Consider the following 15,390-nt stretch of genomic DNA (forward strand, 5'->3'; position numbering starts at 1 on the left):
CCCTTGGGCCGACCCGACGTGCCGGAGGTGTAGATCATGCTCGCGACCACCGGATGCGGGTCGCCGGGCATCGGTTCGCTTGCCGTGACTGAGTTGTCCCAATCTGGCTGAGGCGTTGCCTGTCCCACCGTGAAGACCGCCATGCCCGCGGGCAGCGGATCGGTCAGCTTCTCCAGCAGGTCGGCATGGGCGACCAGCACGCGGGCGCCGCAATCCTGGAGGACATAGGCGATCTCCTGGGCGGTGAAGTGCCAGTTCACCGGGACCGGATAGGCGCCGATATGCTGGGCGGCCAGCGTCGCCTCGATCGCGGTCACGCTGTTGCGCAGCAGCAGGGCCACCGTGTCGCCCGGCCGCACGCCGGACGCGGTCAGCAACCCAGACGCACGACGCACACGCACCCCCAGCGATCCATGGTCCAGATAGGCACCTTCACTCAATATTCCGCTCTGCATTCGGTCCCTTTCAATGCGTTGGGGGCCGGGCGACGGCCCGGCCCCCATGGCGTTCGATCAGAAGTTGAAGGAGCCGCGCAGCCCATAGGTGCGGGGCGGCCTCAGGGAGTTGAACACGACCGGAACGGCGGGCCGCAAGCGGGACGCCGCGTAGATCACCTCGTCCTCGACATTGTTGACGAAGGCGGTCAGCGACCAGTGCTTTTCCGCGTCGGCCAGGGTGAGGTAGAGGTCCGACGACATATAGCCGCCCTGCTTTTCCTCCGGCAGATATTCGATCGCCAGCACGCGCTTCGATTCGATGCGGGTGCGCGCGCCGCCGGTCAGGTTGAAGTTGCCGAGCGGGAATTCATGCTCATAACCGCCGCTGAACGACCATTTCGGCGAGTTGACCGCAGGCATGCCCGCGCAATTGGCCGAATAGAGCCGCGCGGGCGCGACCACCGGCGTGGAGGTGTTCGGCGTCTGCACGCAGGCGCTGCGAAGCGCGGCGCCGGACGGCGAAACCTGGACGTAGGTGAACTCCTTATATTTGCTGTTCAGATATTGCAGCGTGGCGGAGAAACGGTCGCGGGACGACGGCTGGAACAATATTTCGATTTCCGAACCGTACATGCGCGCATTGCCCGCGTTCACCGTCTTGCCGCCCGCGCCGAATATGCCGGGGGAGATTTCGACCGGACCGATGAAGCCGACCTGCTGGTCCTTATAGTCCCAATAGAAGGCCTCGATATTCAATTGCAGCTTGTTGTCGAAGAAGCGGTTCTTCGATCCGACAGTATAGGCGGTCAGGGTTTCGGGCGCATAAGTGTTGTTGCGCGCCGCGACGAAGAAGCCGCCTGCCTTGAAACCAGTCGCGACGTTCGCGTAGAGCAGGGATCGCGGCCCGGCGTCGAATTCCACGCCAGCCTTCCACGTGACCTTGTTGAAGCTGAGGTCGCCCGTCACCGTCGAAGTCGGCGGATTGGGATTGGCGGGCGTGATCTGGCGCAGGGTGGAGGAAAGGGACTTGTCCTCCTTCGTATATCTCGCGCCGCCGACGACGCGGAAATGATCCGTCACGTCGAAGGTGAGCTGGCCGAAGACCGCCTTGCTCTTGGTTTCCAGATAGGGGTCGAGGTTGGTCGTGCTGATCGGCCCCTGATAGAAGCCGTTATGCGCGGTCTGGTCTTCCTTGAAAAGATAACCGCCCAGCGCGTAGCGCAGCCGGTTGTCCGAAGGGGAGGTGAGGCGCACTTCCAGGCTGTACTGGTTGTCGATTTCGCTGATGGTCGCGGAATAGCCCGGAGAATAGGTGAGATAATCCGGCTCGCTGCGGCGGTAGGCAGGGATCACGGTCAATGTCGCGAAACCCAGATCGGCTTCGATCGTGCCGGTCACGCCGTAAAAGTTGCTGTCGATGAAGCCGTCGTTCCTGGGCATCAGGACAAGGCCGGTGTTGGATGCGTTGACCAGCGTCGGAAAACGCCTTGCGACTTCGGCGATGCTGACGGAATTGGAGCTGGAGATCCGGTCGTCGGGATCGGGCGCGCCGGGCGTCACCGGGCCGGGCATCAGCACGGCGCCGCCGCCCTTGCCGCCCTGGTGGAAATAGTCGCCGACCAGCGTCACCTTGATGGTGTCGGTCGGATCGAAGCGCAGCGATGCGCGGAAGGCCTGGCCATTTTCATCGTCATAGCCGTCGCTGAGATAACCGTCGCGGTTGGCGACCTGACCGGCGAAGCGGATCGCGGCGCGGGTGCCGAGCGGGATGTTGACGGCCGCCTGGGCCTTGATCGAATCGTAATTGCCGACTTCGATCGTGGCGCTGCCGCCATATTCGCCCAACTGCGCGCCGCGCGGCAGGACGTTGATCGCGCCGCCGGTGGCGTTGCGGCCGTAGAGCGTGCCCTGCGGTCCCTTCACCACCTCGATCCGTTCCAGATCGTAGAAGCTGCCCAGCGAAGCGGTAGGCCGCGCCACATAGACGCCGCCGAAGTTGAAGGCGATGGCGTTTTCGAAGAAGGCGTTGCCGCCATAGGAGCCGACGCCGCGCAGGAAGAAGTTGGCGAACGAACCGCCCGCCGGGGCGGCGGCGAGCGCGGGCACCAGCTTGCTGAGGTTCGTCACGTCGGCGACGCCCGCCGAATTCACGTCATCCTGGCCGACCGCCGTGACCGCGATGGCGACCTTCTGCAGATTTTCCTCGCGGCGCTGCGCGGTGACGACGATGTCCTGGATGCCGGTCGACCCGTCCTGGGCCGCCGCCTGTTGCGGTTCCTGCGCATAGGCAGCGACGGAGCCGCCCACCATCATCGCCAATGCGGTCGAACAGCGCAATGCATTGTAAAATCCACTCATATTATCCCCTCCATTTTATTCGGTTGCTTTGAGTTGTTGATTGAACTGGTTGTCATTCCAGCAGGCTGGCGGAGCCGAACCGGCCGTCGACCCAGATCAGCGGGTCGATTTCGGGATGATTGGCGATGCGGTCCACCTCGCCGATGAACAGGCTGTGGGTGGCGACGTCGACCGTCGAAACGACCGAGCAGATCAGGCTTGCCACCGCATCGCCCAACACCGGCAAGCCTTCGTCCGAAGCCGTCCAGAGACCGCTTTCGAACCGTTCCGCGCCCTTCTTCGCCCCGCTGAATATGCCGACCAGATCGCGATGCCGTTCCGACAGGAGATTGACGCAGAACCGGCGGCTTTCCATCACGACCGGATGCAGGCTGGCGTTGCGGTTCACGGAAATCAGGATCGTCGGCGGGCTGCCCGCGATGGACGTGACCGCCGTGGCCGCCATGCCCGCCCAGCTATCCCCGCGCCCGGACGTGATCAGCGCTATCGTCGTCGCCAGGCGTCGCATGGCCTGCTTGAAATCTTCCTCTATTGCGACAGTCGTCATGGTCTTTCCTTTTGCTGCCCGGCGGGTTCGGCCGCCGGGCGCTTGTTCTTCGTCAGTGGGCGGGCTGATCCGTGCGGGGCGGCTCCCGATAGAGGGTCGCCGCGATCATGGCGCCCAGCGCCAGGGCGGACGCGCACCACATCGCCGCGGGCAGGCCGAACCGGTCCGCCAGGACGCCCGCCAGCGGCGGCGCCAGGAAGGCTCCGGTGATCTCGCCAAAGGCGACCAGCATGCCGAAGGCCGTGGTGCGCAGCCGGAGAGGAACCGAAGCGCCGGGGATGATGAAGGTCATCAGCGCGATCGTGCCGCTGCTCATCAGCATCGCGAATATGGCGGGGATCAGGAACAGGTGATTCTGGGCGGAGAATATCAGCGCCACCGGCACCAGCGTCAGGAAGGCGGTGGCGACGATCAGGCATCCCCTGCGGGAAAAACGGTCCGACAGCGTGGGCGCCAGCACCGTTCCCGCCGTGGCGGCCAGTCCCTTGACGACCAGCAGGGTGGTCAGTTCCACCGGGGCGAGCCGCACCTGATGTTCCAGGAAGATCGGCAGGAAGCTGGAAAAGGCGATATTGTTGCCCATTGCCAGCGCGGCCCCGCCCAGCGCGACCAGGAAATTCCTGTAGCTGAAGAGTTCGCTGACCATCCTGATCGTCATCGGCCGGGTTTCGCCGCTTTCGTCGCGCTCGTCCGAACCGAGAAGGATGTACAGGATGCCGCCCAGGGCGACGCCCGGCAGGCCGACGGCGAAGAAGGTGATGCGCCAGCCCGCCACCGCCTCCAGCCCGTTCATCAGGGCGGGGGCTATGGCGGCCGAACAGATGGTGACGCCGCCGATGATGATGCCCATGTTGCGGCCGATGCGATGCGGGGAGGATGAGCGCGCGACCACCGACTGGACCAGCGGTATCACCGGACCTGCCGCCAGGCCGATGATGGCGCGGAGCCACATCATGTCGGAGAAATTCCGCGCCAGGCCCATCGCGCCCGTCGCCAGGGAGAAGAGGATCACGCAAGCGACGATGATCTGTTTCGGCCGCCCGCCCAGCCAGTCCGACAAATAGGTCAGGCCAATGCTCGCAATGGCCCATGTCACGGCGGTGGGGGCCATCAACAGTCCCAGATCGGAATGGTTCAGCCCAAACTCTTCCTGAATCCGGCTGAAAACGAAGACCATTCCAATTCGATCGGTGAATGCCAGGCCGGCCGTCACGGCCAGGATCGCGATCAGCAGATTTTCGCTGGCTACTGCCCGCCTGCTATGTATCTGCCCTTGCGTTCGCGACACCATGACCATTTCACTGCTCCTCCTCCGGTCTCGGCGGCCATTGCGCGGGTTCTCCAGGAGATTGCCCGCCGGCCTGCTTCTCGATGTTCCCCGGAGGGGACAGGCTCCAGCCATCCTGCGCAGCGGCGGTTCCGTTCGTCTGGTTCCGAAATCCTGTCGGATGTCGGCCGAACATGCGCTGCGCCATAACCAGGACGACTGTTTCGACTGCCTCCAAAAACGACCGGGGCGGCTTTTTGGGATACAGACTTTTCGTCTTATATGTATCCAATGCGCCAATACTGCGATATTTTTACCCCGTGTCAACATGTTTTGATCAGATTTGGATACAATCTATCATTTTCAGTGGGAAGGCGGATGCCAATGCGCCGACGATGCGGATGTGAGAATGATTGAGATTGGGAGTTTTTCCGCGATTGGGCGGCAAATGTCCGCCAGACCCGGCGCGTCGGCAGCCATTATACAGCAATATCCGCCGAACATGGGTATCCGGCGGGAGGAGTTCACCTGATCCGTTCCGCGTCAAAACCCCGTTCTGCGATTCATCCTCCCGTTTATACTATGTTTCCAAAAGATTTCGGTCTGTTCACGACCGATGAAATCATTCGAATGACGAAGGAAATGGGATCTGGACTCTTATCTGGCCCAATATCCTGATATTTTGCAATTTTCGGGGATTATCGTCCCGAAACTAGGGACGCAAACCCCTCACTAACGCAATCTGCCTGGCCTGATCCTCTATCCAACTATTATCTCCCGTGCCGCCGCAAAGGCGGACAGGTGGCTTTGGTGTAGGATTATGGCTGTACGAAAATGACCGTCCTGCATGAAGATATGGTTTTCCTGCGTGAATTTATCGAAACCCGCCTTGCGCCGGTCGATCATGCGCGCCAGAGAGGTTTCCATAAAATTGGCACCTCGTATCCAATCGTGATGATATCCGCAGATATACGTAGAATTTCCGTCCTTGACGCGATCAATCGGATACATTAAGTCGATAGAGAGCCCGATGGAGCTTATACCTTCCGGAAGAGAGGGACGAGGATGCCGCGCAAAATTCGACGTCTGACGCAGTCGTTGCCCGCCTTGAGGAAGGCGGCGATGCCGGGTCGCATGTCATGCCGCGTGCAGTCTTCGCATCCGTATCATGGCTTTGCCCGGTCAACAACAAGGTTATAATCATGATCGTCAAGTCGAATATTGTCTATGCCAACAGTCCTCGGCCATTATTGTGGGACATATACCGTCCGGACGAGGCGAGTGGGCCGTTGCCTGCGGTGCTGGTCTTCTATGGCGGCGGTTACATGCACGGATCGCCGGAGGACATGGCCGCCGCCTGCGCCGCGCTGGTCGATCAGGGATTCGTCGCCATCGCGCCGGAATATCGCCTTTTCGGGGAGGCCGCATGGCCCGCCGCGCTGCGCGACGCGGAACAGGCCATCGCTGCTGCCGTCGCCAATGCGGGCAGCCTGGGAATCGATCCCAATCTGGTCTTTTGCCTGGGCTATTCGGCGGGCGCGCATCTGTCGCTGCTGGCGGCCGCGTCGACCGGCCTTGCCGCGGGCCTTGCGTCCTTCTTCCCGCGCGTGCGGATCGGATCGGCGGAGGCCGGGCGCTTCGGCCTGTCGGACCCGGCGCAATGGACGGCGGCCAGCCCGATCGCCTTCGCCGACAAGCTGCCGCCGACCATCATCTTCACCGGCGACGACGACGAAGTCGTGCCGTTCGAGGACTCGGTCGACCTCTACCGGGCGATGCGCGCCGCGGGGCGGGTGGCCGACCTGCAGATATTCTCGCCGCTGCCGCATGAATTCGTGACCCTGCCGGGCATGCGGGAACAGACGATCGCCAGCGCCGCCGCCTTCTTCCGGCGCAGCGTCATCGACAGGGAGGAATTTTCCTCCGCCGTCGCGGACCTGCGCGCCTGGTGGGCGACGATCATCCCCACCCTTGCCGCTTCCAACGCGCCGGCCGGCGCGACGTCCTGAACCGGGCGGTCCCGCGTCGACCGCACCGGAATTTGCGAATCAAAGGAGCCTTTCATGATCAAAGTATGGAATTTCGCCTTCAACCACGTGCCCGGCCCGGCCATCCCCAACTATGAGGACCGGGAGCTTGTCCAGCGCGCCTTCAACTTCAACATGAACCTGATCGCCAGCATGGAGAAGCGCGGTTTCGAAGGCGTGTTCTTCAGCGAGCATCATTTCGTCGCCTCGCTCAGCCCCAATCCCAACCTGCTGGTCGCCACGCTGGCGGCGCGCACCGAACGGATGAAGATCGGCGTGATGGGCAATGTCCTGCCCTTCCACACGCCCTTCCGCCTGTTCGAGGATCTGGCGATGCTCGACTATCTGACCAATGGGCGGCTGGAAATCGGCGTCGCCAGCGGCATCCCGCCGGAATTCCTGCTGGTGAAGATTCCCCAGGACGAGATTCGCCCCCGCTTCGCCGAGACGCTGGATTTCCTGGCGGAGGCGGAGAAGGATCTGTTCGTCACCTTCAACGGCCAGTTCACCAATATGGACGACGTGCCCCTGATGCCGCGCCCCCGCAAGGAAGCGCGCCGCCGTCACTGGATGACCATCTATTCCGAATCCTCCTGCCGCGACGCGGCCCGGCGCGACTTCAAGGTCTGCACCGGCTTCCAGTCCAGCGCGGCCGCTGGCGCGGCGTTCGACGCCTATCGCGACGAAGCCGCCAAGCATGGCCGCGACGTGGGCCCCGACGACATCGGCATTCGCCGCCAAGTCGTGCTGGGCGACACGCATGAGGAAGCGGTGCAGTTGAACCAGGAACTGAAGGATGGCGCGATCGAGCGGATCGAACATACCTATAAGGTGGTGTTCGACCGTTTCGAGAAGGCGGGCCTCACCCAGGTCAGCTCCATCCGGTCGAGCGGCATCGCCGACGCCTCCGCGGTCGCGCACAAGGCCGACCCCAAGGAGAAGAAGGGCCCCGCCCCCCGCGGGATCGACGTGTCGGACGAGGAGTTCATCTCCGGATCGCCCGCCACCGTCGCGGAGCAGATCGTCGAACAGTGCCGCATCATGGGCGCGGGCAACATACTGGCCTATCAGAGCACGGCGATGAACGAGACCCAGTTGGAGAAGAATTACCGGCTGTGGGAGCAGGTGATCCCCATCCTGGCCAAGGCCGACGTGCTGGGCGGGGTTCCGGCCTGATCGACCTCCGCGCCGCGGGATGGCTTGCGCCGTCCCGCGGCGCGGGCGGTGCGCCTTGCTATATGCGCCCTGCCAGATGGGCATTTACATCGACGGATCGCCGGGCCATGGGTTGACCGGCCTGCCGGTAGGGGCAGGGCGAAAGGCGCAGGCGGGTTCCTGAACATGGATGAGGAAGGGATGGAGGCGGAAACTTCCGCGGAGATCGGCGGGGCGCGGTTGGCCGAACTGATGCGCGAGCAGATATTGTGCGGCAAGCTGGAACCGGGCATGCGCATCCGTCAGGAGGAACTGGCGGCCCAATATGGCGCCAGCCGCCAGCCGGTGCGCGACGCGCTGCGGATGCTGGCCTCCACCGGGCTGGTGCGGCTGGTTGCCAATACCGGCGCCTGGGTGTCGTCGCTGACGCTGAACGAATGCGTCGAAATCTACCGCATGCGCGAACTTCTGGAACCGTTGGCGCTGCGCGACAGCGTGCCCAATCTGGACCCGCTCGATATAGAGCGGATGCGCGAACTGTGCGACCGCATGGCGTCCGACGGGATCGATGCCAGCTTCATCAAGAACGACCGGCAGTTCCACCTGCTGGGCTATGCCGGATCGTCCATGACCATGCTGCGCGGCATGATCGAGAGTTTCTGGGACCAGACGCAGCATTATCGCCGCACCTTCGTCAGCCTGGTCGAGCCGGGCCGCCAATGGGTCATCCATTCCGAACATCGGCTGATCATGGACGCCATCGAACGCCGGGACGCCATCGAAGCCGCCGCGCTCCTCAAGGGCCATATCCGCAGAACCCGCATCGAACTCCAGAAGCATCCCGAACTGTTCAAGGGATAGGATCGCGGCCTTTTCGGGGAGTCGCGGGATAGCCGTTCCAGAACATTGATCCTCCCTGCGCGAAGCGTGGGGAGGGAACCAGCCGCAGGCTGGCGGAGGGGAATGGGGCACGACCTGCGTATTTCCCCTCCACCACCGCCTTCGGCGGCGGTCCCCCTCCCCATCTTTCGATGGGCAGGATTATGTTGTTCGGCCGATGCGGATTCCGCGTCCATCGCGCAAAGCTTTGCTGGAAATGTCATGCGACTCTGTGCGATGGACGGCGCGGCAACAGCGGGTGGCACGACGGATGACGGATCGAGCGGGCGAGGGGATGGGGCATGGCCATCCGCAGGAAAAGCTTCCTCTGCTGGCGCTGGGCGCGCTGGGCGTGGTGTTCGGCGATATCGGCACCTCCCCGCTCTACGCGCTGAAGGAGAGTTTCGTCGGCCATCATCCGCTGGCGGTCGATCCCCCGCATATCTACGGCGTCCTGTCGCTGGTCTTCTGGACGATGACGCTGATCGTCACGGTCAAATATGTGTTCATCATCATGCGCGCCGACAATCATGGGGAGGGGGGCAGCATGGCCCTGCTCGCCATGATCTCCCGCAAGCTGGGGGAAAGCCGCTGGACGCCGGTCATCGCCATGTTGGGCGTGCTGGCGGCGGCCTTATTCTATGGCGACGCCATCATCACCCCGGCCGTCTCCGTGCTGTCGGCGGTCGAGGGGCTGGAGACGGTGAATGACGGTTTCACGCCGTTCGTCCTGCCCATCGCCATCCTGATCCTGATCGGCCTGTTCCTGATCCAGAAACATGGCACGGCGCGGGTCGGCGCGCTGTTCGGGCCGGTCATGGCGGTCTATTTCCTGGTGCTGGCAGGGCTGGGCATTCTCAACATCGTCCGGCATCCGGACATCGTCGCCATCGTCAATCCGATGTGGGCCATTCACTTCTTCGCGCTGGACGCGAAGCTGGCCTTCCTGGCGCTGGGGTCGGTCGTGCTGGCGGTGACGGGGGCGGAGGCGCTGTATGCCGACATGGGCCATTTCGGGCGGAAGGCGATCAGCATCGCCTGGCTCTACGCCGCCTTTCCCTGCCTGCTGCTCAACTATATGGGCCAGGGCGCGCTGCTGCTCGACCTGCCCGAAGCGGCGGAGAATCCCTTCTTCCTGCTGGCGCCGGAATGGGCGCGGCTGCCGCTGGTGATATTGGCGACGGTGGCGACGGTCATCGCCAGCCAGGCGGTGATTTCCGGCGCCTTTTCCGTGACGCAGCAGGCGGTGCAGCTTGGTTTCCTGCCCCGGCTCAAGATCGCGCATACCAGCGCGTCGGCGGCGGGGCAGATCTATGTGCCGCTGGTGAACTGGGCGCTGCTGATCCTGGTGGTGCTGCTGGTGCTGGGCTTCCAGTCGTCCAGCAATCTGGCGGCGGCCTATGGCATCGCCGTCACGGGCACCATGTTCATCACCACCTGCATGATGGGCGTGCTGACCTTCAGCGTGTGGCGCTGGAACCCGTTGCTTGCCGGAGCGGTCACGATACTGTTTCTGGTCGTCGACGGCGTCTACTTCCTGTCCAACGCCACCAAGATTCCCGATGGCGGCTGGTTCCCGCTGCTGGTGGCGGCGGTGGTGTTCATCGTGCTGACCACCTGGTCGGCGGGCAGGAAGATCATGAACTTCTATCTATTGGATGGCGCGATGGATGTGGAACTGTTCATACAGTCCGTTTCCGCATCGCTAAAGCGCGTACCGGGCACTGCGATCTTTCTCAATTCCCGTATCGAGGGGGTGCCGCCCGCGCTGCTGCACAATGTGAAGCATAACAAGGTGCTGCATGAGCGGGTCATCATCCTGACCGTGCGGACGGAGGGGGTGCCGCATCTGCCGCTGACCGGCCGGTCGGAGGTGAGCAACCTGGGCGCGGGATTCTACCGCGTGGTGCTGCGCCACGGCTTCATGGAGGAGGTCGACATTCCCGCCGCGATGAAGGCGGTGGACGGCTGCGGCGGGCCGATCAACGTCAGCCAGACCAGCTATTTCCTCAGCCGCCAGACCCTGATCGCGTCGGAAAAGCCGGGCATGGCGATCTGGCGGGAGAAGCTGTTCGCCTGGATGATGCGCAACGCGGTGACGCCGATGGACTTCTTCAAGCTGCCGACCAACCGGGTGGTGGAATTGGGATCGCAGGTGGAGATTTGAGGAAATCGCCTTTGCCGAGGCATGGAAACTGATCTTTCCCCCTAATGGGGCGTTTCGCAAGAGACTGAAAAAAAAGGCGATTCCAATGACCGATATGCGCGCTCGCATCAATGCCATCGGTTGCGCCGTGCCCGCGCAGGACATGCACGCCCCTTTCGTCGACTGGGCCGCCCGGCAACTGGACGATCCGCGCGAAAGGCGGCTGTTCCTGCGCATGGCGGAACGGTCGGGCATCGACCATCGCTGGTGCGCGCTGCCGGTGACGGCGGAGGGCGGCTCCCCCGTCGATCCGGGCGGCTTCTACGCCGGGGAGATGCCGCCGACATCGATCAGGATGCGGCTCTATGCGGATTACGCCCCGGCGCTGGCGCTGGAGGCGATAGCGCGGTTGCGGGAACAGGTGGCGGTCGACCGGATCAGCCATCTGGTGGTGGCAAGCTGCACCGGCTTCGTCGCGCCGGGGATCGACCAGATCATCGCCGAACGGTTGGGGCTTGAGGGTGTCGAGCGAACGCTGGTGGGCTTCATGGGCTGCTATGCGGCGGTGGCGGCGTTGCGCACCGCCCGGCATATCGTGCGTTCGGAGCCGGAGGCGCGGGTGCTGGTGGTGACGGTCGAACTCTCCTCCCTCCATTTCCAGCCGGAACGGCAGATCGAACGGCTGCTGATGATGCTCCAGTTCGCGGACGGCGCGGCGGCGGCGCTGGTGACGGGGGCGGGGCGCGGCGTCGCCATCGACCGGCCCTTTTCCTTCAACCTGGCGGATTCGGCGGAACTGATCCGCTGGGACATAGGGGACAGCGGCTTCGTCATGCATTTGTCGGGCGAGGTGCCGGGACGCATTCAGTCGGCGCTGGCCGATCCGGACGTCAGGCGGCGCATGTGGGGCGGCGACGATCCTGCTCAGGTCGACGATTGGGCCGTGCATGCCGGGGGCCGATCGATCCTGGATGCGGTCGAACATGGGTTGGGGCTGGACGGCGCCGCGCTGGCCCCATCCCGCAGCGTGCTGGCGCGGTTCGGCAACATGTCCTCCTCCACGCTGATGTTCATCCTGGGCGACATGCTGGAACGGGCGCGGCGCGGGGTGGCGATGGCCTTCGGGCCGGGGGTCGCGGCGGAAGGATTCCGGTTCGAAGGGATCGGCTGATGCGCGGCGTGGCGGCGCTGATCGTCGGCGGCGGACCGGCGGGTGCGGCGGCGGCGATCATGTTGGCGCGGGCGGGTGTCCGGGCGCATCTGGCCGACCGGCAGGCAGGCCCGCATGATGTGGTCTGCGGCGGATTTCTGGGCTGGGACGCGCTGGCGGAATTGCGGGCGCTGGGCGTCGACGCCTTCGCTTTGGGTGCGCGGCCGATCGGGCGGTTGCGGCTGCTGGCGGGCGACCGCCAGGTGGAACTGGCCCTGCCGCATCGTGCGGCGGGCCTGTCGCGGCGCGTGCTGGATGAAGCGTTGATCGGGCTGGCGGGGGAGGCGGGCGCGGCCATCATGCGGGGCCGGGCGGTGCGGGCCGCCGACCCCGCCCGCCGGTCGGTTCGCTTCGACGATGGAGAGGAATGGGCGGCGGACGCCCTGTTCCTGGCCACCGGCAAACATGAGCTGCGCGGGCTTTCCCGCGATCTGAACGGGCGCAGGGAGTCGCCTTCGGCCGGGTTGCGAGCGGCATTGCCCGCCGTTGTGGGGCGCTCCCGCGATCTGGACGGCATGGTCGAACTGCATCTGTTCGACGGGGGCTATGCCGGGCTGCTGTTGCAGGAGGATGGAACCGCCAATCTCTGCCTGTCCGTCGCCCGCGAGCGTCTGGCGGGCGGCGTGACGGCGCTGATGGCGGAGATCATGACGGAGGCGCCGCGCCTGAGTGACCGGATGAAGGGCGAAATCCCCGCTTTCGATGCGGTGGCGGGCGTGCCCTATGGCTGGCGGGCGAAGGCCACGTCGCCGGGCATCTTCCGCATCGGCGACCAGGGGGCGGTGATCGCGTCGCTGGCCGGGGATGGCATCGCCATCGCGCTGGGCAGCGGGACCAGCGCCGCTACGGCCTATCTGAACGGCGGTGCGGACGCGGCGGCCGACTGGCAAGCGCGGATGCGCCGCCGCAGCTTTCGCCCGCTGGCGGTGGCGGAGGCGCTGCGCCACGGCGCGGCGGGACCGTTCGGGCGCGGGCTGCTGATGCGATTGCTGCACGGGATGCCGGGGCTGGGCGCGCAGGCCGCGCTGCTCACCCGCATATCCGCTCGACGCACAGGCGGAAGGCGAAGCGGCGTTTGATCCGCACCTGATCCGGATCGATGCCCGCCTGCGGCAGAATCTGCGCCCAGTCGCCGGGGCGGAAGGCGCGGGCGATGGACAATCGGCCATCTTCCCGCACGATGCGGTGGACGCGCAGCAGCCGGGCGAGCAGGGGAAAGCCCCAATGGGCGAAGCCGTGCCGATGCAGGTCGCAGATCAGCCAGCCTCTGCGCGCATTCGCCTCCATATGGCGCAGGAAGGTCATCAGTTGCGCGTCCGTCATGTGATGCGTCACCTGACTGGAGATGATGAAGTCGAACCGCTCCGGCTGGTCGAGATAATCCCCGGCGCGATAGTCGATGCGCAGGTCCGGCGGCGTGGCGTGGCGGGCAGCGGCCAAGCTTTTCTCATTCAGGTCGACGCCGATCAGTTCCGCCTCTATGCCCCGCTTTCTGGCCCAGAGGGCGACGGCGCGCAATATGTCGCCGTCCCCGAAGCCGACGTCGAGCAAGCGGAAATGCCGGGCCGAACCGACGGCTCGGTTCAGGAAGGCGATGGTCGGCCAGGCGGTGAAGGTCCAGCGATTGACCCGCGCCAGATCGTGCAGCACGCGCTCATAGACGGCCGGGTCCAGGTCCGGCGCATCCATCTGCTCCTCCTGCCGCGACCGGATCGAAAGGTCGGCCATATGTCCTCTCTTCTTGCCCATCCTCATTAGCATATTCCGGCGTGGGGGGCAGGTCCGTTGCTGGGCAATCCAGGACCTATCCTATTCCTCCCTGCGCGCAGCGTGGGGAGGGGGACCGTCGGCGTAGCCGATGGTGGAGGGGAAATATGCAGGTCGCGCCAATTCCCCTCCACCAGCCTTCGGCCGGTCCCCTCCCCATCTCTCGATGGGGAGGAATAGGACAGGTCCGCGCTTGGCCACCCCAATCCCGACTGGCCAAGTCATTCCGGCATCTATAGCATCCGGACATGAACGCCAGCACCGGAACCCCGCGCACATTGGGCCTTGCGGCCTGCATCGCGCTGGTCATGGGCAATATGATCGGGTCGGGCGTCTTCCTGCTTCCCGCCGCGCTCGCGCCCTATGGCTGGGACGCGGTGGCGGGATGGGTCTTCACCATCGCCGGGTCGCTGGTGCTTGCCTATGTCATCGCCCGGCTGACGGTTCTGATGCCCGATGCCGGGGGCACGGCCCAGTTCATCACCCGCGCCTACGGCCCCATCGCCGGGTTCGCGATCGGATGGATCTACTGGATTTCAGTGATCTTCACCAACGTCACCATTGCGGTCGCGGCCACCGCCAATCTCAGCAGCATCCTGCCCGCGCTCAACCGTCCCGGCCTGGGCGCGCTGGCCTCCATCGCCTTCCTGTGGGCAACCACCGGCATCAACCTGATGGGCGCGCGGACAGCGGGCATGGCCCAGCTTGCCACCACCGCGCTCAAGCTGGTGCCGATCGCGGCGGTCTTCATCCTGCTCGCCATCATGCTGGGCAGTGGTAGGGCGGAGGTCGCCCCTTTTCCCGCTCAAGGCTTCACCAGCGCGGGCATCACCGCCTCGGCCGCGCTGACGCTCTGGGCGCTGCTCGGCTTCGAATCCGCCAGCGTCGCCGCCGACAAGGTGCGCGATCCCGCCCGCAATATTCCCCGCGCCACGCTGATCGGCACGGCGGTCACGGGCCTCATCTACCTGCTCGTCTGTTCCGGCATAGCCCTGACCCTGCCCGCGGCGGAAAGCCAGTCAGGCTCGCCCTTCGCCGCCTTCGTCGCTCATTATTGGTCGCCCGGTCCGGCCCATCTCATTGCCGCCTTCGCCGTGATATCCTGCCTTGGCGCGCTCAACGGCTGGACGCTGCTGCAAGGGGAAGTGCCGCTGGCCATGGCGCGGGGCGGGGAATTGCCGCGCTGGCTGGCAGGGACCAGCGCACGGGGCACGCCGGTGCGCGCATTGCTGCTGTCCTGCGCGCTGGGGACGCTGATGCTGATCGCCAACAGCCTGCAGGGGCTGGTCGCGCTGTTCACCGCGATGGCGCTGTTGTCGACTTCTGCCACGCTCTGGCTCTATGTCGGGTGCGCGCTGGCGGCGCTCCGGTTCCGGCTGGCGGTTCCGGCGGCGGTGATCGGGCTGGGTTATGCGCTCTGGACATTATGGGGCGCGGGACTGGTGCCCAGCGGGGCCAGCTTCCTGCTGATGGCGGGAGGGTTTCCCTTCTACGCCTGGGCGCGGAGGGAGGGAAAATCTGGATCCTCTCCCCGTTCGGGGTGAGCCTGTCGAAGCCCTTTACTTCTCTTCGAAGAAAGGGAAGCCCTTCGACAAGC

The 15,390-nt window shown here is 64.8% G+C and carries 13 protein-coding genes; 7 read left to right on the plus strand and 6 right to left on the minus strand.

The features are described 5' to 3' along the window. The 5 genes from BV95_RS09080 to BV95_RS24020 form a co-directional block, all read right to left on the minus strand. Positions 1-455 (minus strand): AMP-binding protein (locus BV95_RS09080; RefSeq protein WP_037450395.1); only part of this gene is annotated, 455 nt, incomplete at its 3' end. A 57-nt stretch (positions 456-512) separates the two neighbouring features. After that, a complete protein-coding gene (locus BV95_RS09085) occupies positions 513-2,795 on the minus strand; it encodes a TonB-dependent receptor (RefSeq protein WP_037450399.1) in 2,283 nt (760 codons plus the stop codon). 52 nt (positions 2,796-2,847) lie between these two features. Next, on the minus strand, positions 2,848-3,342 hold the full coding sequence (locus BV95_RS09090; RefSeq protein WP_037450402.1) for a flavin reductase family protein: 495 nt from the start codon (positions 3,340-3,342) through the stop codon (positions 2,848-2,850). Positions 3,343-3,394: 52 nt separating this feature from the next. Beyond that, entirely contained in the window at positions 3,395-4,639 is a 1,245-nt protein-coding gene (locus BV95_RS09095) for an MFS transporter (protein WP_037450406.1), read from the minus strand. 729 nt (positions 4,640-5,368) lie between these two features. Then, positions 5,369-5,515 carry a hypothetical protein gene (locus BV95_RS24020; RefSeq protein ID WP_162179733.1) on the minus strand — a complete coding sequence of 49 codons (147 nt, stop codon included), beginning with the start codon at positions 5,513-5,515 and terminating at the stop codon, positions 5,369-5,371. A 296-nt stretch (positions 5,516-5,811) separates the two neighbouring features. Here BV95_RS24020 and BV95_RS22685 point away from each other — a divergent pair, with 296 nt between their 5' ends. The 6 genes from BV95_RS22685 (at position 5,812) to BV95_RS09125 (ending at position 13,105) form a co-directional block, all read left to right on the plus strand. Then, positions 5,812-6,618: an alpha/beta hydrolase gene (locus BV95_RS22685; protein ID WP_162179734.1), complete on the plus strand. Its 807-nt coding sequence runs from the start codon at positions 5,812-5,814 to the stop codon at positions 6,616-6,618. 54 nt (positions 6,619-6,672) lie between these two features. Further along, positions 6,673-7,812 (plus strand): LLM class flavin-dependent oxidoreductase, encoded by a 1,140-nt coding sequence (locus BV95_RS09105; protein WP_037450408.1) that lies wholly within the window; start codon positions 6,673-6,675, stop codon positions 7,810-7,812. Positions 7,813-7,977: 165 nt separating this feature from the next. Continuing rightward, a complete protein-coding gene (locus BV95_RS09110) occupies positions 7,978-8,652 on the plus strand; it encodes a GntR family transcriptional regulator (protein ID WP_234703133.1) in 675 nt (224 codons plus the stop codon). Between the two features lie 313 nt (positions 8,653-8,965). After that, positions 8,966-10,837 (plus strand): potassium transporter Kup, encoded by a 1,872-nt coding sequence (locus BV95_RS09115; RefSeq protein WP_051749675.1) that lies wholly within the window; start codon positions 8,966-8,968, stop codon positions 10,835-10,837. 85 nt (positions 10,838-10,922) lie between these two features. Beyond that, a complete protein-coding gene (locus tag BV95_RS09120) occupies positions 10,923-11,987 on the plus strand; it encodes a type III polyketide synthase (RefSeq protein ID WP_037450413.1) in 1,065 nt (354 codons plus the stop codon). Continuing rightward, a complete protein-coding gene (locus tag BV95_RS09125; RefSeq protein ID WP_037450416.1) occupies positions 11,987-13,105 on the plus strand; it encodes an NAD(P)/FAD-dependent oxidoreductase in 1,119 nt (372 codons plus the stop codon). Before BV95_RS09120 ends, BV95_RS09125 begins: the two co-directional genes overlap by 1 nt. On the opposite strand, the gene BV95_RS09130 is transcribed toward BV95_RS09125, so the two are convergent. After that, complete coding sequence (locus BV95_RS09130) at positions 13,056-13,754, minus strand: methyltransferase domain-containing protein (protein ID WP_037450417.1); 699 nt, start codon at positions 13,752-13,754, stop codon at positions 13,056-13,058. The two genes, BV95_RS09125 and BV95_RS09130, sit on opposite strands and share 50 nt — an antisense overlap. Before the next feature lie 287 nt (positions 13,755-14,041). Here BV95_RS09130 and BV95_RS09135 point away from each other — a divergent pair, with 287 nt between their 5' ends. After that, the gene (locus BV95_RS09135) at positions 14,042-15,337 is read left to right on the plus strand and encodes an amino acid permease (RefSeq protein WP_037450419.1); all 1,296 of its coding nucleotides are present in this window, start codon (positions 14,042-14,044) and stop codon (positions 15,335-15,337) included. The last annotated feature ends 53 nt before the right edge of the window (positions 15,338-15,390 follow it).

Source organism: Sphingobium chlorophenolicum (assembly GCF_000722875.1).
Taxonomy (GTDB): Bacteria; Pseudomonadota; Alphaproteobacteria; order Sphingomonadales; family Sphingomonadaceae; genus Sphingobium; species Sphingobium chlorophenolicum.

What these genes read in the sequence shown, in the direction of transcription:
- BV95_RS09085 (WP_037450399.1), bottom strand. Translation starts at nt 2,795, where the DNA reads ATGAGTGGATTTTACAATGCATTGCGCTGTTCGACCGCATTGGCGATG.
- BV95_RS09090 (WP_037450402.1), bottom strand. Translation starts at nt 3,342, where the DNA reads ATGACGACTGTCGCAATAGAGGAAGATTTCAAGCAGGCCATGCGACGC.
- BV95_RS09095 (WP_037450406.1), bottom strand. Translation starts at nt 4,639, where the DNA reads ATGGTCATGGTGTCGCGAACGCAAGGGCAGATACATAGCAGGCGGGCA.
- BV95_RS24020 (WP_162179733.1), bottom strand. Translation starts at nt 5,515, where the DNA reads ATGATCGACCGGCGCAAGGCGGGTTTCGATAAATTCACGCAGGAAAAC.
- BV95_RS22685 (WP_162179734.1), top strand. Translation starts at nt 5,812, where the DNA reads ATGATCGTCAAGTCGAATATTGTCTATGCCAACAGTCCTCGGCCATTA.
- BV95_RS09105 (WP_037450408.1), top strand. Translation starts at nt 6,673, where the DNA reads ATGATCAAAGTATGGAATTTCGCCTTCAACCACGTGCCCGGCCCGGCC.
- BV95_RS09110 (WP_234703133.1), top strand. Translation starts at nt 7,978, where the DNA reads ATGGATGAGGAAGGGATGGAGGCGGAAACTTCCGCGGAGATCGGCGGG.
- BV95_RS09115 (WP_051749675.1), top strand. Translation starts at nt 8,966, where the DNA reads ATGGGGCATGGCCATCCGCAGGAAAAGCTTCCTCTGCTGGCGCTGGGC.
- BV95_RS09120 (WP_037450413.1), top strand. Translation starts at nt 10,923, where the DNA reads ATGACCGATATGCGCGCTCGCATCAATGCCATCGGTTGCGCCGTGCCC.
- BV95_RS09125 (WP_037450416.1), top strand. Translation starts at nt 11,987, where the DNA reads ATGCGCGGCGTGGCGGCGCTGATCGTCGGCGGCGGACCGGCGGGTGCG.
- BV95_RS09130 (WP_037450417.1), bottom strand. Translation starts at nt 13,754, where the DNA reads ATGGCCGACCTTTCGATCCGGTCGCGGCAGGAGGAGCAGATGGATGCG.
- BV95_RS09135 (WP_037450419.1), top strand. Translation starts at nt 14,042, where the DNA reads ATGAACGCCAGCACCGGAACCCCGCGCACATTGGGCCTTGCGGCCTGC.